This window comes from Xanthomarina sp. F1114 (genome assembly GCF_026410255.1).
In the GTDB taxonomy this organism is placed as follows: Bacteria; Bacteroidota; Bacteroidia; order Flavobacteriales; family Flavobacteriaceae; genus Xanthomarina.
In genome coordinates this window covers 13,968-40,058 of the sequence record NZ_JAPMLL010000001.1, presented here as the reverse complement: position 1 = coordinate 40,058, position 26,091 = coordinate 13,968, and the positions used below count along the sequence as shown (strand labels likewise).

The following is a 26,091-nucleotide window of genomic DNA, read 5'->3' as shown; positions in this document are numbered from 1 at the left end:
AAAATAACCATTTGGTTAGCAACCTATGTTACATAATTAGAAATACGCTTTTAATTGAATGCTTCCTGTATGGATAACATTACTTGTTTCGCTTTTTCTACCTAAATAGTTGAGGTTTAAATCTAAAAACGATGTGATTTTCTTTTGTGCCAATAAACTCCATGTATAATTTTTACCTGGTTGCAAGCCTTCCATCATTTGGTAAGCCACCGGGGTGTTTGAGTTGCCTTCAAAATTATTTGAAAAATAATTAAACTCACCATTAATAGACATGCTTTGAAAATTTCCAAACGAAAAAGAAGCCCCATATTTTTGTTGTTCTAAGCTCTCTAAACTTCCAATTGTATTTTGTTTATTAGAATATTGATAAAAAACATCAAAACGAACATTGTCGTTTAATAAATAAGATAGTTTAGGATTTACTCTAGACTCGTCTATATCGTAATTCTTACTTGTGAAGTTTTCACTAAAACTCTCGCTATTATTAAAGCTTGTTTGAAAATTAATCAGCCAACTTGTTGCAAATTTATGATTGAATAATAAACTATGACTCATTATGGCATTTTCAATAAATCCAATGGTTAAATTGTTTTTCGAGTTATTCTTTAAAAACGTATAAGAGGTTGTATAATGTTGTTTTCCTCTGTTAAAAAACAGAACATTTCTAAAATTTAATTGTAAACCCAATTCGTTTTCAGGATCTCGATAAAATGGATTTAAATTGATGCTATTTCCATCTCGTTTATTTTTGCTGTCTACCAAATAAGAAGTTTGATTATAGAAGTATGAGAGAATTTTTTTAATTCCACTAAGCTCACTGGACCATTGTTGTGGATTAATAGTTAAAGTTTGGCTCAGTCTATTTTGATGTGTTTTTATAAATACCTGATTTGGTAATAATACACGAATATATTTTCCCTGATCTTGAAATTGTGCAATTTCAAACTCTTCCAATTCCTGAATACCATTGTTATTGTAATCAATCCACATATAATTTCCTTGTCCAGGTTCAACTTCTACAAAAGTAAATTCTTGTTGAGGTAAAGTTCCGGAATTGGTTTCGTAGACAGTATTCCATAGAAAAAACTGCTTAAAAAAACGTTGACTAAATTGGATTCTTGAATTTAGAGAACGCTCGTCTTCTAACGTTTTATCTGTGTTATTTAATACTCTGTAATTGGCGTAGAGCGATAAATTAGTTTGTTCGTTTTGAATAATTCTGGAATCTAAATAATAAGTATTAGAACTGTTTACTTTTTGCAATTGATCGTTTCTTAAGCTATCGTTTACACGGTATTTATAACCAATTTCAGCAAACACCTTGGTGCTGTCTCCAATTCCTGTAAATACTTCGTAGGATTTAAATTTCTGACTTAAAGGTGTGTAAATATCTGTGCCGTTTTCTTTTTGTTGATTGTCTTCCATGGCCAATCTAGTCCCAGCCCAGGCGCGATTAAAACTATAGGTTATTATATTATAAGTTCTAAAAAACGCAGAATTAGTTGTGGTTGAGGTCGTGTTTAACATACTCGAAAGCGAAACTATTTGCCAATTATTTAGAAATAGATTTGCGGAAACAATATGCCTATTTCCATTAAAGTGTTTAGAATAATTTAAATGTTCAAATTGATAACTTGCTCTTCCTTTTTTATTATGAAATGCTTGTGCTCCAGTTTTTATAAGAGTTTGAGTACCTAAATTTGTTGGTAGGTTCGAGTTTGTTGTTGTTACTAAGTTCCAATCTCTATTAAACTCAGAATTATAAATACGTTGTATAGATCTAAAATTTTCCTGAATATAATCTACATCGGCAAAAGCTTCTAAATTCCACAAGCTATCTCTTTTTATTATGGCTTGATTCACTTTTAATTTACCTGCAAAACCGTCATTATTATCGTCATCTATAGTAGAAAACAGATTTAAATCGTTTTTACTGCCGGCAGCTTCAAAACTAATGTCTGTTTTATCTGTTGGCTTATAATCTCCATTAATTATTGCCATTTGTAATTTGGTTGGAGCAATTAGTTGAAAAATAGGTTCGTAATTTCCTTGTGGTACTCCAGCTATAGGTTCAACGTATTCATAAATGGTACTTATGGCATCAATGCTGCTAATTACATAATTTCCTAAATTATCGCCAACTAGAGTAAAACGAGCGCTAAATAGTTCGTCGTTAGGATCGTTGGAAAATACCAAAGCTTCTACACCGTTTATAAGTTCTTTTTTGTATAAAATTCTATTTTCATTATAAACTTCTGGAGAAATGGAAGGTGCAACCATTTGTGTTCTATCATCTCCTGCTTCGGCTAGAATTTGAACTTGTTCAGAAGACAAGTTTTGTTGTAGCGGATTATTTTTAGAATCATTTTCGCTATAAATTGAAACACCAAGATTTAAGTTTTCACTTTCATATCTTCCTCCCCCAAAAACTACTAAACGCGAGTAATTACGTTCGCTATATTGATAATCTACGGTAACTCTCATCTCCGAAGTTACTGGGAATGTCGAGTTAAAAATAATTTCTCCTGCATTATAATCTATAATATAGTCGTTAGATTCTCCTCGTTTTAAAGGCACGCCATTCACATAAACTGTTTCACTTCCAGAAACAATTAATACATACAATTCCTGGTTTGGACCTTTTAATTTATATGGCCCTTGATTTCCTTCTTGAGCTGTAAATTGGCTACTGGTAAATTGTCCACGAACCAAAGCTCCAGCAGCAAATAAATTGGTTTGAGATTCTGGATGGTGCAAGGTGGCGGCAACAGATAAACCTTGAACTCGTTTACTAAAATTGGCAAAATAAGAATAAGGGTTTGTCAGGTCTATATCTCCTGCTCGAATTTTCCAATTCTCACTAAACAATTCAATAAAAACCTGGTCAAACTCGTCCAAACGTTGCGAATAGCCACTTTCTTGTAAAGGCACATTCGCATCTTGAATAGAAGCGCGTAAGGATACTTTTTCGCTTAGTTTACCTGTAATTTGAAGATCTAGTTCGCTATTTAAAACAGAGTTTTGATTATTCCCAATTACTACACCACGAGAAATACTTCCCGAAGTTGACAAGCCATCAAAAGGCGTGAAGTTTTGCTTCTCGCTAGGCTGAGATAACTTATAAAGTTTAGCAAGATTATCGGTGTTTTGAACTATAACACTGTCGCTAATTTGGGTATAAGTTCTGGTTAAATATTCTGGATACTTTAGGTAGTCTACAATTATAGAATCGGCATCAATAGGTTTATTTAGTATTATAGTAGCTTTATTAAAATCAACTGTATAAAACGAAGCATCTACAAATGAACTGTCTTTTTTTTTAATGCTTAAAAAATTAGGGTTAATACTAACACTATCTAAAGCAATAGAATCTCTTACAGCAACCGTTTTTGTTCTGTAATTAGACTCCAGATCTTGAGCAAAGGCCGAAAACCCAAATAGAAAGAATAAAATAGCAAGTATAACTCTCATCAAGTAGTAAACTACATATCAATTAAAATATTTTGTTGATAGGTTTGGTTAAAACAGATTTAATCCCCGATTCTTTAATAGAGTGGTCTAATAAACCATTATTGTTTGTGTCAGTTCTATGAAATTATAGATTTTCTATTTAATAATTAGGAATATTTTAATAGTGTAAATGTAAAGCATTATTTATTTTAGCTGAAATTAACTGGCTTAATTTAATAAAGCTTGTTATTTTGATAATTAAATCTAAAAGATTTCCCTAACCCTTGAAAATTAAATATGAAGATAATTTCTTACAATGTCAATGGCATTCGTGCAGCACTAAAAAAAGGATTTATAGATTGGTTAAAAGCAGCAAGTCCAGATGTTATTTGTTTACAGGAAATAAAAGCTATGAAAGAGCAGTTGGATTTAAGTGTTTTTGAAGAAGCAGGATATCCATATCAATATTGGTTTAGTGCCCAGAAAAAGGGCTATAGCGGTGTGGCTATTTTATCTAAAACAAAACCAGACCATGTAGAATACGGTACAGGAATTGAATCTATGGATTTTGAAGGTAGAAACTTGCGTGTAGATTTTCCAGGCATTTCTATTATGAGTTTGTATTTGCCTTCAGGAACAAACGATGCTCGTCTGCAACACAAGTTTGATTATATGGACATGTTTCAAGATTATATAAATAATTTAAAACTAGAAATTCCGAACCTGGTTATTTGTGGCGATTATAATATTTGTCACGAAGAAATAGATATTCACAATCCAAAAATGAAAGGAGTTTCAGGTTTTTTACCGGAAGAGCGTGCATGGATGGGGCAATTTATAAACTACGACTTTATTGATGCCTTTAGATACTTGCATCCTGAAAAGCAAGAGTATAGCTGGTGGAGTTACCGTGCTAATTCTAGAGCCAATAATAAGGGTTGGCGATTAGATTATACCATGGTTTCAAAACCCTTACAAGAAAAGATAAAAAGAGCCGTTATACTTAGTGAAGCCGTACATAGCGATCATTGTCCGGTTTTAGTTGAAATAGAAAATAGTTAATAGTTCTATTTATAAAAATGAATCCATAAAAAACATAAACCCAAATTTTAAAAATGAAAAACAAATTTATAGTTTTAGCAGTTTCTACCATGCTGGCAAGTGCTTGCGTATCTCCAAAAGTGTATAAAGACTTAGAAAGTAAATACAGTACTTTAAAAGATGAAAATAGAGAGTTAAAAAGCGATAACGAAAACCTGATGCTTGCCAAAAACTCAGCTCAAAATGAATTAGATCAGCTTCAAAAAGCCTATAATGAGGCAATTGCAGACAGAGATAAGCTGCAAGGAGATTACAATGCTGCTAAAGCCAATTTAGAAAATTTAAAATCTTCTTATACGGCTTTAGAAAAGAACAGCTCGTCTGCCATTGCAGATAATGTTCAAAAAAACAGAGAGTTATTAGCGCGCTTAGAGGCAAAGGAGCAAGCTTTAGAGACTGAAAATGCCCGATTAGAATCGTTAAAAAAGGAACTGGAAGCACGTTCAAATCGTGTGGCAGAATTAGAAAGTATGATTGCAGCTAAAGACGCAGCCATGACCGAGTTGAAAAATGCTATTTCAAGAGCATTAGTAGATTTTGAAGGCAAAGGACTTACAGTAGTGCAACGCGATGGAAAAGTGTATGTGTCTATGGAAAATAAATTATTATTTCAATCTGGAAGTTGGGCAGTAGGTACCGAAGGAAAAAAAGCTGTACAACAGTTAGGATCTGTGCTTGCCGTAAATCCAGATATTAATGTGTTAATTGAAGGTCATACAGATAATGTGCCATATTCTGGAAATAGTATCATGAAAGGAAATTGGGACTTGTCTACAAAACGTGCCACAGCTATTGTTGAGATTTTAAGACAAAACTCAGACATAAAGCCAGAAAACTTAACTGCAGCAGGAAGAGGGGAGTTTGCACCAATTGCAACCAATGATACCTCTGAAGGAAAAGCAAAAAATAGACGTATAGAAGTTATTCTAACTCCTAAGTTGGATGAAATTTCCAAATTACTTAACGATATTTAAATATTCTAAACGCGATTCGAAAGAATCGCGTTTTTTAAATTTATATTTTTAAATTGCACTTAAATATCGTTAACGCTTTCCTATCTATAATATGAAACAACTTTTTTGGATTGTAATAATCTTAATTTTTATTTCTTGTGAAAACAATTCTAAGAAAGAAAGCTATGTCGATTCCAAAAAAATCATATCGGTTCATAAAGATGGTTATGTAGGCGACGAGCAATGTATGTCTTGTCATAAACAGGCTTTTGATTCTTGGAAAGATTCGGATCATGACTTAGCTATGCAAGTGGCAAATGGAGAAACAATATTAGCCGATTTTAATGATGTTGAAATCACTTTAGATGGTATAACTTATTTTTTCAGCAAAAAAGACTCTGAGTTTTTTGTTCATATTAAAGAAATTGATGGTTCGGAAAATGACTATAAAATTTCTTATGCTTTTGGAATTTATCCTTTACAACAATATCTGGTGGATTTCGAGAATGGAAAAAAGCAAGCGTTGAGAGTAACTTGGGATGTTGATAAAAAACAATGGTATCATCAATATTCAGGAGATGCTATAGATCCACACGACTGGATGCATTGGACAGAAAGTTCCCAAAACTGGAATACTATGTGCGCCGAATGCCATTCTACAAATCTTCAAAAAAATTACATCCCCGACGAAGATAGATTTAATACCACCTGGTCTTCAATAAATGTTAGCTGCGAAAGCTGCCATGGTCCTGCAGAAAAACATGTTAATTGGGCAAATAACTTACAGGACTCACTTCATAATAACAAATACATTTTAGCCGGGAATTCGCAATTTGCACAAATGAATATGTGCGCTACTTGTCACTCTAGACGAGTTAAGCTTACAGAAAACATGGTGCCTGGAGCCCATTTTGAAGACCAGTATTTACTTCAGAATTTGTCTCAAGAGTTTTATCATGGCGATGGGCAAATAGAAGCAGAAGATTATGTTTATGGTTCTTTCCTGCAAAGTAAAATGTATCATAATGATGTGACTTGTACAGACTGTCATAATCCACATTCTTTAAAATTAAAAGAAGTAGGTAATAAGTTATGTATGCAATGTCATGAGCCAAAATACGACCAACCTACACATCATTTTCATCCACAAAATTCAGAAGGTTCTCAATGTATTAACTGTCACATGACTGGAGTTACCTATATGGGAATAGATTATAGAAGGGATCATAGTTTTAGAGTGCCAAGACCAGACCAAAGTGTAGAATACGGTACGCCAAATGCTTGTAATACCTGTCATGCAGATAAAACCAATCAATGGGCAGCCAACAAAGTTGTCGAATGGTATGGAGCAAAAAGAGAAGCTCATTTTTCTGATGCTTTATTATTAAGTAGTAGAGATTATATAAGTAAAAAAGATCGGGATGGTTTAGACTTGTTTATAAACGACTTAAATTATCCTGCTATTGCAAGGGCATCAGTTATAGATAATTTACAAATTACAGAATCGAGTCAATATCAGGCGCTTATAAAAGGTTTGGAAGATCCATCTCCTATGGTAAGATATGCTGCACTTCAAAAATTTAGAGGTTTGAGTTTAGAAGACAGAACTTCCATTGCTTTAAAACATACAAATGACACCACTAAACTGGTGAGAATTGGAGCAGCACAATTGTTGTTGGATTTAGATTTTAATACTTTAACCAATGTTGATGTTAGTAATTTAGAAAAATCGAGAGACGAATTAGAAACTATGTTATATACTAATGCAGATTTTTCCAGTGGAAGAATGCAATTAGGAGACTATTACCTTCAAACAAACGATGTTAAAACCGCAATTAAACACTATCGTGCAGCTATTAAAAAAGACAGTTTGTTTATTCCTGCCTATTCTAATCTTGCAAGTAGTTATAGTATAAACAATCAACCAGACGAAGCTTTAAAAATTTTAAATCTATTGGTCTCTAAAAGCCCGGAAACTGCTAGACCTTATTATTTAAGAGCACTTATTTACTTTGAGTTAAAAGAAAATTCTTTGGCATTAGAAGATTTAAACAAAGCTATTAGTTTAGAACCAACAAATCCAAGATATCTTTATAACCTAGCTACCTATTATTATCAGAATAAGAGCTTTAATGAAAGTGAAAAAATAATCAATCAAGCTTTAAAAATAGAGGCTAATAATCCAGATTTTAAGTATCTGTTGGCTTTAATATATCAGGAACAAGGAAAACTGGGAGCTTCCCGAAAAATAATGCAGGAACTCAATGTTCAGCCTGGAAGGTCCAATTAATTAGACAACGCTCTTTTAATTCACTTTATAAATATTCAAAATGAAATATACCAACTTGCCACATACTAATATTAAAGTGAGCAAACTTTGTTTAGGAACCATGACTTGGGGAAATCAAAATACTCAAGACGAAGGATTTGCTCAAATGGATTTAGCAACAGATAAGGGTATTAACTTTTTTGATTGTGCAGAAATGTACCCAGTTCCGGCAACAAAAGAAACCTATTCTAAAACCGAACAGATAATTGGAAATTGGTTTAACAAAACGGGAAAAAGAGATGAGGTAGTTTTAGCAACAAAAATTGTGGGACCTGGAGATTATACAGCCCACATTAGAACCAATGGGTTTAGTCCCGAAGCTTTAAAAGATGCTGTTAACCAAAGCTTAAAAAGACTTCAAACCGATTATATAGATTTATACCAACTTCATTGGCCAGAACGACAAACAAACACGTTTGGAGTTAGGGATTATAAACATAATTCTAAAGATGCTTGGGAAGACAACTTCAAAGAAATTCTTCATACGTTTGATGGTATTATTAAGGAAGGTAAGGTGCGTCATATTGGAATTTCAAATGAAAAAGCTTGGGGAGCCATGCGTTATTTAGAAGAGTCTAAAGTAAATAATTTGCCACGAATGATTACTATTCAAAATGCGTACTCCTTATTAAATAGAACCTTTGAAGGAGATATGGCAGAAATAGCTATTAGAGAAAATATGGGACTTTTAGCCTACTCGCCAATGGCATGTGGTGTTTTGTCTGGAAAATATATAAAAGGTACGGATAGTAAAAATTCAAGACTTAATTTGTTTACTCGGTTTACCCGATATAGTTCGGCAGAAGCTACACAAGCAGCAAAAGCATATTTAAAACTGGCAGAAGAAAATAATATGTCCTTAGCACAAATGTCTTTGGCGTTTGTTACACAGCAACCTTTTGTAACAAGTAATATTATTGGAGCAACAAATTTGAACCAATTAAATGAAAATATAGAAAGTATTCATCTAGAGTTAAATTCTGAAGTGCTTCAAGAAATTGAAAAGATTCATTCTAGCATTCCAAATCCTTCACCATAAATAAGATACAAATTTTTGAGGTATTGCTTTACGTTTTTTTCTCTTTAACGAAGAAAAGCGTAGTTTGTCTATTAAGTAAATGTTAAGGCATTGATGATGTAGATTTTTTATAATTTAGGTTTTTGGAATTTGTGAAAATTTTAACCTTATTTACACAGTTCTGAATCAACAAAAAACGTAAGTCGTTTTTAATCAGCGACTTGTATAAAATAACTAACCTATTTTTATAAAATGAAAAAAATTACGCTATCTCTGCTATTTGGGCTTATCTCCTTGATTGGGTTTTCTCAAATAGGTTTAGTAGAAAATTTCGATGCTAGTTTAACCATACCTCCAGGATGGACGAGTGCAGGTTATTCTGGAACCCCGTTTAACCCATGTAGTGTGGTTTCGCTTAGGTCAAACCTAAGTGATTCTAATACTTCAGATTATTTGGAATCTCCAAATATACTGGGGGAATCTAACGGTACAGATGTAACTGTATCTTTTGATTATAAAATTGTTGACTGGTCGGCAGCTGTAGATGCTAGTCCTCCGGGATGGGGAGAGTTTTATGTGCAATACTCCACCGATAATGGAGGCTCATGGACAACAATTGGAACCATTAACGACGTAAATCACGTAACAGCAAATACCTGTGCCAATATGAGTTTTGTTGTGCCAGCAGCTGAGGTTCCTACAGGAGGCGATTTTAAATTGCGTTTTGAAAACCTATATATTTCAGGGAACTATTACTTCTATATGGATAACGTAACAGCTTTTCAAGTTGTTGTAGACCCTCCTGCTTGTTCACCATTAGTTAACCCTACAAATGGAGCTACAGGAGTAGCTATCACGGAAAACTTAAGCTGGCAACCAGCTACTGGAATTCCTTCAGGATACACGCTTTCAGTTGGAACGACACCTGGGGGAACAGAATTAGTAGATAATGTAAACACAGGTCTTTCTACAACATATGATCTTCCTGATTTAGAGTATTCAACAACATATTATGTAAATATTACTCCATATAATGACAATGGTCCGGCAGTAGATTGTCCGGAGCAAACTTTTACAACAGGAGCCGATCCTAATGCACCGGTAGATTGTGGTTCAGGAATCCCAATTAATACGGTGTTTTGTTACACAAATAACGATACCACAACCTTTAGTTTTCAAAGTTCTGATGGTTCACCTTTAGTGGTTGTTTTCAATTCAGGAAGCACAGAAAATGGTTGGGATGAGCTTATTATATTAGACTCTGATGGAACTACAAACCTAAATGATGCAACTCCTTATGGAGATGCTGGTAACCTGGCTGGTTTATTGTTTATTTCTTCTGGTGATACTATTACAGTAGGAGTGACTTCAGATGGTTCAGGGATTAGCTGTACAAGTAACCCTTGGAATTTTGACGTATATTGTTTAGACACAACAGCGCTTCCTAATTGTAATGCTACTTTATCAAACCCTGTAAATGGTGCAGTTAATGTTAGCGAAAACACCGATTTATCTTGGTCTGCTGCATCTGTATTTGTTACAGGTTATATTTTAAATATGGGAACGACCCCAGGCGGTACAGATGTGCTTAATGGAGTAGATGTAGGAGATGTACTTACTTACAATCCTGGTTTATTAGCATACAGTACAACATACTATGTATCCATAATTCCATATAACGATAATGGGCAGGCAACTGGCTGTACCGAAGAGAGCTTTACTACAAAAGCAGATCCTAACCAAGTGGTAGATTGCGATACGGGGCAAGTTATTAATACAGTACATTGCTACGATAACAACGAAATTACCGAATGGTGGTTTGCTTCATCTAATGGAGACCCAATTTCAATATATTTTAATTCTGGGATGTTAGAAGAAAGTACTTTTTCGGGAAATACTTGGGACGACTTACTAATCTACGATGGAACAGATAATACAGGAACACTTTTATACGACTCAGATGATGGTGTTGTCGGTAACAACGATTTAACTGGCTTTGTTTTTGTAGCTAATAGTGGTAACCTTTATATGATTTTAGATTCTGATAGTATTACGAGTTGTAACTCAAGTACAACACTTGTAGAAATGGATTTTGATGTATCTTGTGTAGATACCACAGCCCTGCCTAATTGTAATGCGTCTTTAACAATACCTGTGGATGGTACTGTTGATGTAGATGAAGATGAAGACTTAACGTGGACTGCAGCATCTGTTTATGTTACTGGGTACACCTTAAATATGGGTACAACGCCTGGAGGAACAGATGTGTTAAACGGAGTGGACGTTGGAAATGTATTAACTTACGATCCTGGTACCTTAAATTATGATACAACGTATTATGTAACTATTATACCTTATAATGATAATGGTCCAGCAACTAATTGTACTGAAGAAAGCTTTACAATAAGAAGCGATCCAAACCAAATCGTGGATTGTGATACAGGTCAAGTGATAAATACAGTACATTGTTACGAAAGTGGAACAAACGGTGTTTGGATAGAGATATATAGCTTTCAAAGTACAACTGGAGGACCCTTAAATATGTTCTTTAATTCTGGAACAATTGAAGCAAATTGGGATACTCTTAGAGTTACAGAAGATGACGGAACTATTATTTACGAAGGCGATAATGGAGGAGATTTAGCAGGCTTATCCATAAACTCTACTGGAGGTACAATGATTATGTATGTCGAGTCAGATGGTTCGGTAAGTTGTGAAAGCGGTTCGAGAGAGGTTTGGGATTTTGATGTGTCTTGTATAGATACAACTGCCGTTCCTAATTGTAATGCCGTATTGACAGAACCTGCAAATGGAGAACTTTCTACAGATGAGAACGTAGATTTAACTTGGTCTCCAGCTTCAATAATAGTTACCGGATATACTTTATATGTAGGTACAACTCCAGGAGGAACTGATATTCTGGATGGTGTTGATGTGGGAGACGTATTAACGTACGATCCTGGCACTTTACCTTATGCAACAACAATTTATGTTACTATTGTACCTTATAATGATAATGGTTCAGCAGTAGATTGTACAGAATATAGCTTTACAACTAGAGCTGATCCAAACCAAGTGGTAGATTGTGATGGGGGAAGACTAAACACAACTTATTGTTATACTAATAATGATAATACAGAGTTTAACTTTGTAAGTTCTACAGGGTTCCCGTTAGTCTTAGAATTTAATGCCGGTCAAGTAGAAAATAACTGGGATGAACTAATAATATTAGATTCAGACGGTAGTGAACTATATAATGGGTATGGTAATAATGGAGACTTAACAGGTTTAACGTTTACTACTTCAGGGGCAACTTTAACAGTAATTATTCAATCAGATTTTACAGGTAACTGTGGTTCGAATAATTATACACCTTGGGATTTTGATGTATACTGTCAAACATGTATGCCACAATCCGTTAATTTTAATCTTATAAATGGAGACTGTATCACAGATCCAGATAACCCTACTTTCGAAGTGGAAGTAGATATTACAGATTTAGGAGACGCGAACTCCTTAACCGTTAATGATAATCAAGGAAGTGCACCTGTAGTAGTGACAGAGGTTGGTGTTCTTATTTTGGGGCCGTTTGTAGCTAATTCAAATGTAATAGTTACGGTTGAAAACACGGACGACTCAAATTGTATTACTACAAGTAACCCGATGGCATTCTTATGTCCGCCACCACCAAACCCATGTTCTATTGTGTTTGCTGGAGATGACACCTCTGTAGATTGTAATACACCAGAAGTTACGTTGGAGTCTAATTTCCATTTGTATGGTCAGGATACGACTAATTACGAGATTAACTCAATAGATACCTGTCCAACCCCTCCTGTAGATGGGGCAACTCCTACAAGTGTAGACATCGATGATAGATGGTCTGAAGTTCTGGATCTTGGATTCGAATTCTGTTTCTATGGCGGCGTTTATGATAAGGTAATTATTGGATCTAATGGTGTAGTGAGTTTTGAAACACAGCATGCAGGAACTTATAATGAATGGGATTTATCAACCTTTAGTGGAGGCCCTTCAACCTTACCTAACACAACAAACACAACCATAACGGAAGCCAATATTTTTGGGCCTGGACATGATATTAATCCTGCAACTTGTGGAAGTATTGATTATGTAGTATTAGGTTCTGCTCCTTATAGACAGTTTGTAGTGAATTACAATGAAGTTTGTTATTTTGGTTCTCAATGTAGCGGTTTATTAACTACTAGTCAGATAATATTACATGAATCGTCTAATAATATTGATATCCATATTTTAAGTAAACCAACTTGTATGGGGTGGAACGATGGACTTGCAGTAGTAGGTATTCAGAGTGTAGATGATCAATTTGCGACGACACCAGCTGGACGAAACACAAGTGTATGGACGGTAACGCCAGATAATCCAGAGTCGTACAGATTCTCACCTTCTGGAACACCTAATTATACACTAGAATGGACAGACGATCAAGGAACTGTTATTGGAACTGAAGATACTGTTACTGTATCACCAACTCAAACAACAACCTATACTTTTGCCGTTACTTACGACTTATGTACTGGAGGAACAGCTACCGTTTCAGACGATGTAGAAGTTGCATACGTAGACCTATCAACTTCTGATGGTTCTTTTGAAATGACTGCAACTTGCGATGGTGCAACAGCCGAAATTTTAGGAGATACTGGAGGAGAGTTTGCTTTTAGTCCAGAGCCTAATGATGGTGCAACTATTGATGCAACAACAGGAGAAATTACAAATGGTATTGGAGGTACTACTTATACCGTTCAGTATACGGTAGGAGAAGATGGATGTCCGTCAATTGTTACACAAACAGTTACAATACTTACTGCTGGAGATGCTTCCTTTACGCTAACACCAACTTGCGATGGAGCAACGGCAAACTTGACAGGAGATGCAGGAGGAGTTTTCTCTTTTAATCCTGAACCAGAAGATGGAGCAATTATTGATCCGGTAACTGGTGAAATTACTAATGGAGTTTCTAATGCAACTTATACGGTTATTTACACAATCTCAGGATCTTGTGAAACATCAGAAACTCAAACAGTAACTGTACTTTCTGGTGGAGACTCGTCATTTAGTATGGAAGCCAATTGTTTTGGTGGTGCAACTGCAACTATAACAGGAGATGCTGGTGGAAACTTCACATTTGATGCTACAGATGGAGCAATGATAGATCCAGTAACTGGAGAAATTACAAATGCTGTTTCGGGTACATCTTATGTTGTAGAATATACTACAGTAGGAGATTGTTCATCTACAACAGCAGAAACCGTAGTTATCCCTGAAGTTGAAGATGCCTCATTTACTTTAACACCAACCTGCGATGGTGCAACTGCAACCATTATTGGAGATGCCGGTGGAACATTTAGTTCTACAGACTCTGGTATTGTTGTAAACCCGGATACAGGAGAAGTTACAGGTGGTGCGTCAAATACAACGTATACTATAGAATATACTACTTCAGGACCTTGTCCAGAAACTTCTGGACAATCATTTACAACAGATACGTGTGTAATTCCTCAGGTAATCACGCCAAATGGAGATGGAATAAACGACAGCTTCAATTTGACTGGTTATAATGTTAATAGCTTAGAGATCTTTAACAGAAATGGTATTAAGGTTTTCAGTTATAAAGGAGTTTATACAAATCAGTTTGAAGGTATATCAGATAAAGGAGATAAACTACCAACAGGAACTTATTTCTATGTTATGAAATATCAAGAAGGCGAAGTAAAATCAGCTTGGTTATATATAAATAGAGAAAAGTAAACTAACACAACCAAAATTTTATAATGAAAAAAATATATATCATTCTCGTATTCTTGTTTGCATTACAAATGCAGGCACAACAAGACCCTCAATACACACAGTATATGTATAACATGAACGTTATAAACCCAGCTTATGCTGGGTCTTATGACGGCGTGGGACTAGGGCTCCTATACAGAAGTCAATGGGTTGGCTTAGAAGGTTCGCCTAAAACAGGAACATTTAATGTAAGTGCTCCCGTTGGAAGACAAGTAGGAATAGGACTTTCTTTTATTACCGATGAAATTGGACCAGTAAAAGAAAATAACGTTTATGCAGATTTTTCCTATACCTTACCACTTGGTGGGGAACATAAATTAGCTTTTGGTATTAAAGCCGGAGCTACATTTCATGATATAGGATTGACAAATTTAGATGTTATTGATCCTAATGACCCGTTCTTACAAAGCGATATCAATGAAGTAACTCCTAATATTGGAGCTGGACTTTATTTATATCAAACTAACAAATACTATGTGTCATTATCTATGCCTAACATGTTGAATTCTGTTCATTTAGATGCCAATGGCTATAAAATAGGTTCAGAAACACAACATTTATTTGCAGCTGCAGGTTATGTGTTTGGGCTTTCAGATAACTTCAAATTAAAACCAAGTACTATGGTTAGAATGGCTTTCGATGCACCAGTTAGTTTTGATGTTAACGCCAATTTATTTATGTACGATTTAGTAGAAGTGGGAGTAGGTTACCGTTTGGAAGACTCGTTTAGTGCTATGGTTAATTTCTTAATCACACCTACATTAAGAGTTGGATATGCGTATGACAATGTGGTGTCGGATCTAAACATAGAAACAAATGCATCGCATGAGATTTTTATTACTTTCGATATTCCATTGTTGAAGAAAGTATCACGTTCACCTCGTTATTTCTAATTACCTAAGCTAAACATTATGAAAAATTTAAAAATATTTTTTACACTTATTTTAATGAGTAGTTTAAGTATAACTGCTCAAAATAAACAGACAAGAGATGCCGACAAGCATTTTAATAAATTCGAATTCATTGAAGCTATTGAAGCTTATAATAAACTAATTGAAAAAGGTGAAGGAGATGCTTATGTATATGGACAATTGGCAGAAGCTAATTACAATATATTTAGCACTACAGAAGCAGAACGCTGGTATGCAAAAGCACTTGACGCTAATGGAGATGATCCTGAGATGATGTTTAAATACTCGCAAATGCTAAAAGCAAACGGGAAATATGACGAATCTAACAAATGGATGAAGAAATTTGCAGATGCAAAGCCTAAAGATGAAAGAGCAATTGCGTTTAAAGCCAATCCAGATTATATTCCAGGAATTTTAGAAGGCGAAAAATTATATGATATTTCATCTCTGGAGTTTAATACAGAATATACAGATTATGGAGGGACAGTAAAAGACGGAAATCTATACTTTTCTTCAGCTAGAAATAATTCTAGAAGAAACTACGGATGGAACGATGAGCCTTACTTAGATATATATAGAGTAGCTGTTGGAGGCGATAACGCTGGAATTGAAGCTGAATTGGTAAATGGAGTTAATTCTAGATACCATGAAGGACTTGTTTCTTTTAGCCCTGATGGAAATACGATGTATTTTTCCAGAGAAAGTTTCGCTGAAGGAGATTTTGAAAAGAATAAAGATAAGAAAACCAAAACAAGTGTTCTATATTTATTTAAAGCCACAAAAGATGGTGATAAATGGGTAAACGTTCAGGCTTTATCTCTTAATAATAAAGATTATTCGGTTAAAAGTCCATCGGTTAGTAAAGATGGGAAAACCTTATACTTCGCTTCCGATATGCCTGGAGGATTTGGTCTTTTCGATATCTATAAGGTAAGTATTGACGAAAACGGAATGTTAGGTGAACCTGAAAATCTAGGAGCAAAAATTAATACCGAAGGTCAAGAGATGTTCCCTTTTATTAGCGATAAAGATATTCTTTACTTTTCATCTAACGGACATTTAGGCTTAGGTGGTTTAGATGTATTTCATACCACAGAATCTGGAGATGTAGTTAATGCGGGAGTTCCTGTTAATAGTAACTCAGACGATTTAGCATTTACTATTAACGAAGAAACTGGTGAAGGCTACGTGTCTTCTAATCGACCTGGTGGAAAAGGCGGTGATGATATCTATGGATTAAAACGTATAGAACCATGTAACGTTAATGTTATAACAACAGTCGTGGATAAAGAAACAAACAATCCATTAGCAGGTGTTGCAGTTACAATTAAAGATGCAAATAACCGTGTTGTTTCTAATCAAACTACAGATAGTAACGGGCAAGTGCAATACACAGTTTCTTGCGATAAGAGTTTAGAGATTTCAGGAGTTTTAAAAGACTATTTATCTAATTATATTACATACTCAGGAAGTAAGGAAAAAGAAGCTTTAGTACAGCTTAATTTAGATCCTATCGATGTTATTATTGTTAAAGATAAAGTTGTTTTAAATCCAATTATGTTCGATTTTGATAAAGCTAATATTACAGAACAAGGTGCATTCGAACTGGATAAGCTAGTATCTATTATGCAAAAATATCCAGACATGGTTATTGTAGCAGAGTCTCATACAGATAGTAGAGGACCAGCTAAATACAATGAGAGATTATCAGAGAGACGTGCTCAATCTACGGTACAGTATGTTATTTCTAAAGGTATAGATGCCAATAGAATTTCTGGAATTGGAAAAGGTGAAAACGAACCTAAAATAGATTGTGGTTCTAAATGTACTGAAGAAGAATACCAATTAAACAGACGTTCAGAGTTTAATATAGTTAGTGGAGGTCCAGCTCAAAAGTAGGTGATTTAAACTAGAAATTAGTTCTATTATAAATTCCCCGATGACTCATGGTCTCGGGGTTTTTTCTTTTACGCTCCCCTTAAGGGAATTCCAAAACTGTTTTATAAGAATAATTCTTTCTCAAATAGCGTAATATTTAATTAGACCTACCTTTTAGGGCAGAATAAAGAAAAGACTCCCTATTATTAGTAAACGTAAAAGACTCTCCTAAGGGTTATTCCTTGAAGAATAGTTAATTTATAATTTTTGATTTATGACCAAAAAAAAAGCCTTGCTAATTCCAATAGTTATCGGAAAAGCAAGGCTTTTTTATTATTTAATTTGATTACCATCTTTGTCAAAAAAATGATATTCTAAGTATGTGTAAGCATCTCTTGGTAAAATCTTAACCCATTTTTTATGTTCAAAAAACCATTTTGAACGTATCGATGGAAAGCCTTGTGTTAAAAAGGCTGCTATAAAAGGATGTGTGTTTAAGGTTATCTTTTTATAGTCTTTTCTTAATAATTCCTCTAGTTCTTGTTTAATTTTTTGTATTAATATAATAGGTGCTTCAACCTCTTCGCCGTTATTACCATTGGGATTGTCCTCTCTGGTTTTTATGTTCATTTCTGGACGAACGCGTTGTCTCGTTATTTGTATTAATCCAAATTTACTTGGAGGTAATATTTTGTGTTTGGCTCTGTCGTGTTTCATTTCTTCTTTTAAATGGTTGAAGAGCTTTTTTCTGTTTTCAGCTTTTGTCATATCAATAAAGTCAACAACAATAATTCCACCCATATCTCTAAGACTTAATTGTCGTGCAATTTCAGTTGCAGAAATTAAATTTACTTCCAGGGCAGTTTCTTCCTGCGTTTTTTCTTTATTAGATCTATTACCACTGTTTACATCTATAACATGTAAAGCTTCTGTGTGTTCAATTATTACATAGGCACCTTTGGCCATGGAAACAGTTTTACCGAAAGAGGTTTTAATTTGTCTTTCAATGCCAAACTTTTCAAAAATTGGAACATTAGATTGATATAACTTAACTATTGATTCTTTTTTTGGTGCAATTTCATGCACATAATCTTTAATTTGAATGTAAAGCTCTTCATTATCTACGTAAATACTAGTAAAAGAATCATTAAAAATATCGCGTAAAATGGACGATGCTTTATTGAGTTCTCCCAGTACTTTACTTGGATGATGAGCTTTGTGTAGCTTTTTACACATTGCGGTCCAACGACCTAACAAATTTTGTAAATCTTTATCTAGTTCGGCTACTTTTTTGCCTTCTGCTACAGTTCGCACAATAATACCAAAACCTTGAGGCGTAATGCTCTTTACAAGGCGTTTTAGTCGGTCTTTTTCTGCTTTGTTTTCTATCTTTTGAGAAATAGATATTCTATCGGAAAAAGGAACTAAAACAATATACCTCCCGGCAATAGAAAGCTCAGAGCTTATTCTAGGACCTTTGGTGGAGATAGGTTCTTTAGCAATTTGTACGAGTATAGACTGATTTGATTTTAAGGCGTCATTAATTTTGCCGTCTTTATCAATGTCTTTTTCAAATGGGAATTTGTTAAGAGTAAAATCTCTTAGTTTACCTGTGCTTACACTTTTGGTGAATTTTAAAAGTGAAGGGAGTTTTGGACCTAAATCATGATAATGTAAAAAGGCATCTTTTTCGTAGCCAACATTTACAAAAGCAGCATTTAAGCCTGGAACAGCTTTTCTTACCTTGGCTATAAACACATCGCCAACAGAAAAGTTGTTGCTTCCTTCATCCTTATGTAATTCAATTAGTTTTCCATCTTTTAATAAGGCAAAATCAACATGATCTGAACCAGATCGAATAATTAATTCTTTATCCATTTTGTTAATTTTTATCCATACAATTAAGTACAGATGGATGATACAATATTTTATATCTATTTGTATAAATACAGCAAGATATCATGCTATATCTTATTAATGGGTCGATCCCAATTTATAAGATATAACATGTCACAGGATTTAATAAATCCGTGGAGTTTAGAAAATAGGCCAAGTTGCACATATTCTATAAACTCATTTCAAAGAACGTTTTTACTGAAAAACCAAAAAAGTAGTTAACTAACTACTTTTCTGACTTATTTTTTCTTCTTGTGGCGGTTAGCGCGTCTTCTTTTTTTACGTTTATGCGTTGAAACCTTGTGTCTTTTTCTTTTCTTTCCACTTGGCATAAGTAATGCTTTTTAAAATTAATATTATGGGTCTTATTTAACCTCTACGTTTGTTTTTACTCCTTCTACAAATACTTTTGCAGGTTTAAATGCAGGAATGTTGTGAGCTGGAATCTTAATAGTTGTATTTTTAGAAATATTTCTTCCAGTTTTTTCCGCTCTAGTTTTTACTATAAAGCTACCAAAACCTCTTAAATACACGTTATCTCCGCTTTCTAAAGAAGTCTTTACTTCTTCCATAAATGTTTCAACAGTTGCCTGAACATCTCCTTTTTCAATTCCTAATTTTTCAGAAATTTTCGACACTAAATCAGCTTTAGTCATTTTTAATCTATTTAAGTTACTATTAATTATTTAAAGGGATGCAAATATAGGAATTTAAAATTCAATATTTCAAACCTAATTCATTTAAATTTAATGTAATAAACCTTTATTTTTGCTTTCAATATACATATTTAATGACTATTACGAAAATATTAACACATTGGTACTCAAATAATAAGCGACAATTACCATGGCGAAATACTACAAACCCTTATTATATATGGCTATCTGAAATAATTTTACAACAAACACAAATTAAGCAAGGACTACCTTATTATGAAGCATTTGTTGCTAAATATCCAACTGTTTTTGACTTGGCAAATGCCGAAGAAAGTGATGTGTTAAAATTATGGCAAGGCTTAGGATATTATTCTAGAGCTAGAAATTTGCACACAACCGCAAAATATATTGTAAAAGAATTACATGGGGTTTTTCCAAACAATTATAAAGAACTTATAAAATTAAAAGGAGTAGGAGATTACACAGCTAGTGCCATTGCATCTATTTGTTTTAACGAGAACACAGCTGTTTTAGATGGGAATGTGTATCGCTTTCTAGCTAGATATTATGGAATAGACACTCCAATTAATACAACGGCAGGATTTAAAACTTTTAAAGCTTTGGCTCAAGAAATAATAGATACAGATAACCCTGCAGAACATAACCAAGCTATTATGGATTTTGGCTCAAGGCAATGTTCGCCGTCAAGTCCGAATTGTGCTATTTGTCCATTTAATACATCATGTATAGCATTTATAGAAGAAACTGTGGCTAATTTGCCTGTAAAAATAAAAGCTAAAAAGCCTACTAAAAAATATTTTAATTTTTTGGTATTTGTATCAGATACCGGTGAAACCATCCTTGAAAAGCGAGAAGAAAACGGTATTTGGAAAAACCTATACCAATTTCCGCTTATTGAAACCAAAAAAATACAGACAGCAAAGAGTTTTCAATTAGAGTTAAAGAATCATGCTTTTGTAGAAGATACTAATTATAAGTTGTTTCTGTTTAATGAAACTGATATTGTCCACAAATTATCACATCAACATTTGCATACTAAGTTTTGGATATTAACCGTACCAGAATTACCAAAAAAAGGAGTGCCAGTAGAAAACATTAGAGACTACGCAGTTCCTGTTTTAATTGAGAACTTTATAGAGGACTTTAATTTTTAATACTTTATGAATGCAACTCATTATTTTTTATTAATTTTAAAGAAATGAAAAGCAATTACGTAATTTTGCTGATTATTAACTTATAAATATAATATGTCTGGAACTTTAAATAAAGTAATGCTAATTGGTCACCTGGGAGATGAAGTGAAAATGCATTATTTCGATGGTGGAAACTGTATTGGTCGTTTTCCTTTGGCTACAAACGAAACATACGTAAACAAACAAACTAACGAACGTATTAGCAATACAGAATGGCATAATATAGTAGTAAGAAATAAAGGAGCAGAGATTTGCGAGAAATACTTGTCTAAAGGAGATAAAGTGTATGTTGAAGGCAGAATTAAAACTAGAAAATGGCAGGACGATTCTGGAAACGATAGATATTCTACAGAAATACATTGTACAGATTTTACGTTTTTAACTACCAAACAGGAAAGCGAAAATCAGCAATCTGCTAATCAATCTGCTCAAAAACCTGTAGAAAGTAATAAAAATCAAATAAATAAAGAAAAAGAAGACCCAGGCGATCTTCCTTTTTAAATTATATTTTTAAATTAAAAACATTATAATTGGACCCTGAACCCACGAGCTTATACGCACTTATGTTAACAATCGATTTTACGATTGTTTTTGGTTTTGTACTACTTTTTTTACTACTTATGTGCTCGGCTCTAATCTCTGGAGCAGAAGTTGCTCTCTTTTCTTTAAACAGAACAGATTTAGACGACGGATTAAAAGAAAACCCGAACACTTTTAAAATTATTTCAAACCTATTAGAAAGGCCTAAAAAGTTACTTGCAACTATTTTGGTGGCTAATAATTTTATAAATATTGGGATTGTAATTCTATTCGCTTATTTAGGCGATTTTTTATTTACAGGTATTCTTAATCCCATTATAAGATTTATTGTAGAGGTCGTTGTAATTACCTTCCTAATTTTACTTTTTGGCGAAATTTTACCTAAAATTTACGCAAGTAGAAATAAAATTAAATTTTCAAACTTTATGGCTTATCCATTAAGAATTATGGATTTTGTTTTTTCTCCAATTAGTTTGCCAATGCGAAGTATTACTCTAGGAATTCATAGAAAACTAGGGAAACAAAAATCTAATTTAAGTGTCGATCAGCTATCTCAAGCCTTAGAGCTAACAAGTGATAAGGATACTACCAGAGAAGAACAAAAAATACTGCAAGGTATTGTGTCTTTTGGAAATACAGATACAAAGCAAGTTATGCGCCCTAGAATTGATATTTTTGCTTTGAATATTACTCAAAAATATTTGGAGATTATTCCCGAAGTTGTATCTCATGGTTATTCTAGAATTCCTGTGTATGAAGACAATATAGATAAGATTAAAGGAATTCTTTATGTTAAAGACCTTTTGCCGTATATTGATAGAAAACAATTTGATTGGACGGGCCTTTTAAGAGAACCATTCTTTGTACCAGAAAACAAGAAACTGGATGACTTAATGGCGGAATTTCAAGAAAAAAAAGTACATCTTGCTGTAGTTGTAGACGAATATGGAGGAACTTCTGGATTAATTTCCTTAGAAGACATTATTGAGGAAATAGTTGGCGATATTAGCGATGAATATGATGATGAAGGATTAGTATATTCCAAATTAGATGATAAAAATTATGTATTTGAAGGAAAAACGGCTTTAAAAGACTTTTATAAAATTATTAACTTAGAAAACGATAGTCTTTTTGAGGATGAAAAGGGAGAAGCAGAAACCTTGGCAGGATTTGTTCTAGAAATTTCCGGTGGATTCCCAAAAATAGGAAGTAAAATAACCTTTAAAAATTATCTTTTTACCATTGAAGCCTTAGACAATAAACGTATAAAACGATTAAAACTTACTTTACCTTAAGTCTTAAAAAGAACGAATTTTAATATTATTTAAATGAAAAATAGTTTTCTAATTATCTGTATTCTTCTTGTATGCCTGTCTTGTGGTCAAGATCCAGTGCCAAAACCTCATGCTTATTTGCGATTAGAATTTCCAGAACCAAACTATAATAAATTTCAAGATAGTCTTCCTTTTACTTTTGATAAAAATGATTTAGTTAGCAAGGTAGAAACTAAAATTATTCCTGGAGCTACAGAAAGCTATGGGCTAACCTTAGAGTATGCTCCTTTAAAAGGCTCCATATATCTTACCTATAAGAATGTAAATCAAAACAAAGAAAACCTGATAGCTTATTTACAAGATGCTCAGAGATTTACTCAAGAACACACTAGAAAAGCAGATGAGATTGTAGAGCAGCCTTATATTAATAACAATAGAAAGGTTTATGGTATGTTATATGAAATAGGAGGTAATGCAGCTTCGCAATCTCAGTTTTATGTAACAGATAGTACAGAACATTTTTTAACTGGTTCCTTATACTTTTATACAAAACCTAATTACGATTCTATTTATCCTGCTGCAAAATATCTAGAAAGAGATATTAAGCAAATAATGGAAAGTATTGCCTGGAAGTAAAACCTTCTTGTGTCATGGAAAATGGCGTGTTTTTAAAGCTATATCAAATAAATGGTCTTTCTGTAAACTGTACATATATTTAAAATGTGACAAACAATAAAAATGAAAATGATTTTATTGTAATAAGTGTTTTGGCCTTAAATACCTGTGTTAATTTGAGTTATTATTCCTAATAACCCTACAATTAAACATAGAGGAGAAAAATACTTGCTGTCAAGTTTGGCAAACTCTGTACCTTTAACTTGTTTGAAAAATCCAATATAATTGAATTCCCCTACAGCTCTTAAAAGAAAGATAATTGGAATTGTCCAACCAGCAATTGTTGAAATTTTATGAGGCATTTGAAGAGTAATTAAACCTAGTTTTAAGAAGTAAAACATACCAAAAACTATTAAAAAGAAACCGACTATAAGACAGTCAATAGTTTTAGGATTTAATACTTTTTCTCCATTTCTGTTTGTTGGTAAAGACTCTTGAAATCCCCATTTTCCTCCAAATACCCAATTAAAATGAATAATTCCAAGCCCAATAAAAACAATACTTAATAGTAGAGTTATAACCATAGTTTTAATTATCTAAAAATTAAGTGTATACATATTTATTTATAAAGCTTTGTTTTTATAATTTTTCCCATTCTATTTCTTCTCTTATTTCTTCAAATGAAAAATCTCCCATTTTTAAAACTTCTCCTTTCTCATTGATATAACCATTATTCTGACATTCTATGCTGTAATGATTACAAGCCTCTCCCTGATCATGGTCGTGCCAGGGAACATTTTTGCAATCTTGACCAACAATAGCCTTTCCGTTGTGGAAAGAAGTGGCTATTTCAAATTGAGGTTGTATAATAACTTCCCCTTTATAATTGGCAAATCCAATCTTACCTTGTTTGTCAACTATTCTAATTTTGTTTTCAATTAGTTTGTCTGGACTAGGCTCTCCCGGATTTGTGTTATAAACTAAGAATAAGACTTCTTCATTTTTGTCTATAGCATACCAATCAAGTGCTCCTTTAATTTCAAAAACAGCAAAATATTGATAGGTATTATCTCCAAAATATATGCTGTATTTATTATTGTCAAGCTCTTTAATAGATTGGTCTTTTGTGTCTATAATACTATAAATTTCTTTGCCAGAGTCTGTTTGTCTGACCTCAATTTTAAATTTTTCTTGTCCTTGAACATAAGAACAAATAATAAAAGACAGAAGAATAATATGTGTTTTATTTATTTTCATTTTAATTGAATAGTAAACATTTTTTCTAAATAATTGGGTGTGTATAAATATAGGTTTTCAATGTTGCTGCCTATGTTTATAATGGTATATATTTCCCCATACTCCTTCTTATATGTAGCTTCGCGGTTATTTGATTTAAATACTCTTATTAGTTTCTCACGAACCATATTTTTATAAGTATCATAAGATAAATAGGGGTTTTCTTTAAATAGTTTGTAATTATAAGCATCAATTGTTTGGCTAGATTGTCCTTGCCAAATAAATTGATCTCGATTAGCTTTTTTCTTTGTTTCAATGAGCTTAGAGCCTAGACGGTTTCCATTTTTGTCTAAATTAACGAATGATGTTTTTTGAAGAAATTCATTTTTGTCTGTAGCATTAAGTACAACAATTTTATTGTCAGTAATTTCAATAATTGTAAATTCTTCCTGACTTAAACTTAAAGACTTGCTTAGAAGACTGTCTGTTATTTTTATGTGCGAATAGCCAGAAAGAAATTTGGTATTAATTAAAACGTCTCCTAACAATTGTTCCGAAGGGATTGCCTCTAATTTAAATTGTGAATCTACTTTTTTACATAAATTAGTCGCAGGCTTTTTGCCTGTGGTATTACATGGTTGATCGTAACTCCAGTTTTTACCTGACGCATATTTTTCTACGTTCACAACATTGTTGTTGGAGTCGATTAGATTGTGTTTTATTATTTCGAATTTAAAATTTTCAAGTATATTTTTATTATCATCTTCAGGTAGGTAAGAGTAAATTACCAATCTGTTATAATTTGTCCAAGAACTATCTGTTTTAATCTTTGCATTATTAGATATAGTATTTAAATAGGCGCTTAGTGTGTTTTCTGAAAGCATTTCTTCATCCCAAGGACGTATATAATTTTCTGTTTGTATGCTGTTTGTTAGTTTTTGTTTGAAAATATGTGAATATGAATCAAAATGATCTTTAATTATAACATCGATTTCTTTATATGCAATAGAATCCATTTGTTGACCAAATATATGGGTAGAAAGTAATATGAATACAAGGTAGGTAAGTACTTTCATTTTAATTTTTAATGTTTTTGCGAGTCATTTATAAATACAATTTATGTTTGCATTAAAATGAAACACTACAATTATCCTTAAATATCGGTTGTTTATATTACATAAACCCCTTTTATGT

At 33.2% G+C, this 26,091-nt stretch carries 17 protein-coding genes; 11 read left to right on the top strand and 6 right to left on the bottom strand.

Annotation, left to right across the window (positions count from 1 at the left end):
* Window positions 1-36 precede the first annotated feature (36 nt).
* A complete protein-coding gene (locus OS188_RS00165; RefSeq protein ID WP_267146781.1) occupies window positions 37-3,471 on the bottom strand; it encodes a DUF8818 domain-containing protein in 3,435 nt (1,144 codons plus the stop codon).
* A gap of 276 nt (window positions 3,472-3,747) precedes the next feature.
* Here OS188_RS00165 and OS188_RS00160 point away from each other — a divergent pair, with 276 nt between their 5' ends.
* The 7 genes from OS188_RS00160 (at window position 3,748) to OS188_RS00130 (ending at window position 17,487) form a co-directional block, all read left to right on the top strand.
* Entirely contained in the window at window positions 3,748-4,512 is a 765-nt protein-coding gene (locus OS188_RS00160) for an exodeoxyribonuclease III (protein ID WP_267146780.1), read from the top strand.
* 53 nt (window positions 4,513-4,565) lie between these two features.
* The gene (locus OS188_RS00155; protein WP_267146779.1) at window positions 4,566-5,525 is read left to right on the top strand and encodes an OmpA/MotB family protein; all 960 of its coding nucleotides are present in this window, start codon (window positions 4,566-4,568) and stop codon (window positions 5,523-5,525) included.
* A 91-nt stretch (window positions 5,526-5,616) separates the two neighbouring features.
* Complete coding sequence (locus OS188_RS00150) at window positions 5,617-7,794, top strand: tetratricopeptide repeat protein (RefSeq protein ID WP_267146778.1); 2,178 nt, start codon at window positions 5,617-5,619, stop codon at window positions 7,792-7,794.
* Window positions 7,795-7,834: 40 nt separating this feature from the next.
* Window positions 7,835-8,872, top strand: coding sequence for an aldo/keto reductase (locus OS188_RS00145; RefSeq protein WP_267146777.1), 1,038 nt, complete (start codon window positions 7,835-7,837; stop codon window positions 8,870-8,872).
* 231 nt (window positions 8,873-9,103) lie between these two features.
* The gene (locus tag OS188_RS00140) at window positions 9,104-14,638 is read left to right on the top strand and encodes an NIDO-like domain-containing protein (protein WP_267146776.1); all 5,535 of its coding nucleotides are present in this window, start codon (window positions 9,104-9,106) and stop codon (window positions 14,636-14,638) included.
* Window positions 14,639-14,661: 23 nt separating this feature from the next.
* Window positions 14,662-15,570, top strand: coding sequence for a PorP/SprF family type IX secretion system membrane protein (locus OS188_RS00135; protein ID WP_267146775.1), 909 nt, complete (start codon window positions 14,662-14,664; stop codon window positions 15,568-15,570).
* An 18-nt stretch (window positions 15,571-15,588) separates the two neighbouring features.
* A complete protein-coding gene (locus tag OS188_RS00130) occupies window positions 15,589-17,487 on the top strand; it encodes an OmpA family protein (protein WP_267146774.1) in 1,899 nt (632 codons plus the stop codon).
* Window positions 17,488-17,799: 312 nt separating this feature from the next.
* On the opposite strand, the gene OS188_RS00125 is transcribed toward OS188_RS00130, so the two are convergent.
* Together OS188_RS00125 and OS188_RS00120 are read right to left on the bottom strand one after the other, a co-directional pair.
* On the bottom strand, window positions 17,800-19,344 hold the full coding sequence (locus OS188_RS00125; protein WP_267146773.1) for an Rne/Rng family ribonuclease: 1,545 nt from the start codon (window positions 19,342-19,344) through the stop codon (window positions 17,800-17,802).
* Window positions 19,345-19,727: 383 nt separating this feature from the next.
* Window positions 19,728-20,018, bottom strand: coding sequence for an HU family DNA-binding protein (locus OS188_RS00120; RefSeq protein ID WP_267146772.1), 291 nt, complete (start codon window positions 20,016-20,018; stop codon window positions 19,728-19,730).
* 134 nt (window positions 20,019-20,152) lie between these two features.
* Between OS188_RS00120 and mutY the strand changes: the two genes are divergently transcribed.
* The 4 genes from mutY to gldD all read left to right on the top strand — a co-directional run bounded on the left by mutY (window position 20,153) and on the right by gldD (window position 23,682).
* Window positions 20,153-21,193: an A/G-specific adenine glycosylase gene (gene mutY, locus OS188_RS00115; RefSeq protein WP_267146771.1), complete on the top strand. Its 1,041-nt coding sequence runs from the start codon at window positions 20,153-20,155 to the stop codon at window positions 21,191-21,193.
* A gap of 93 nt (window positions 21,194-21,286) precedes the next feature.
* Complete coding sequence (locus OS188_RS00110; protein ID WP_267146770.1) at window positions 21,287-21,733, top strand: single-stranded DNA-binding protein; 447 nt, start codon at window positions 21,287-21,289, stop codon at window positions 21,731-21,733.
* A 29-nt stretch (window positions 21,734-21,762) separates the two neighbouring features.
* Entirely contained in the window at window positions 21,763-23,067 is a 1,305-nt protein-coding gene (locus OS188_RS00105) for a gliding motility-associated protein GldE (protein WP_267146769.1), read from the top strand.
* Between the two features lie 33 nt (window positions 23,068-23,100).
* On the top strand, window positions 23,101-23,682 hold the full coding sequence (gene gldD / locus OS188_RS00100; RefSeq protein WP_267146768.1) for a gliding motility lipoprotein GldD: 582 nt from the start codon (window positions 23,101-23,103) through the stop codon (window positions 23,680-23,682).
* A 137-nt stretch (window positions 23,683-23,819) separates the two neighbouring features.
* Here the strand turns inward: gldD and OS188_RS00095 are convergent, their stop codons facing one another.
* Genes OS188_RS00095 through OS188_RS00085 form a run of 3 tightly spaced genes read right to left on the bottom strand, consistent with a single transcriptional unit; the run spans window position 23,820 to window position 25,973 of the window.
* Window positions 23,820-24,245 (bottom strand): DUF3995 domain-containing protein, encoded by a 426-nt coding sequence (locus OS188_RS00095; protein ID WP_267146767.1) that lies wholly within the window; start codon window positions 24,243-24,245, stop codon window positions 23,820-23,822.
* Between the two features lie 55 nt (window positions 24,246-24,300).
* Entirely contained in the window at window positions 24,301-24,918 is a 618-nt protein-coding gene (locus tag OS188_RS00090) for a WG repeat-containing protein (protein ID WP_267146766.1), read from the bottom strand.
* Window positions 24,915-25,973, bottom strand: coding sequence for a hypothetical protein (locus tag OS188_RS00085; protein WP_267146765.1), 1,059 nt, complete (start codon window positions 25,971-25,973; stop codon window positions 24,915-24,917). The genes OS188_RS00090 and OS188_RS00085 overlap by 4 nt, the downstream gene beginning before the upstream one ends.
* Between the last annotated feature and the right edge of the window lie 118 nt (window positions 25,974-26,091).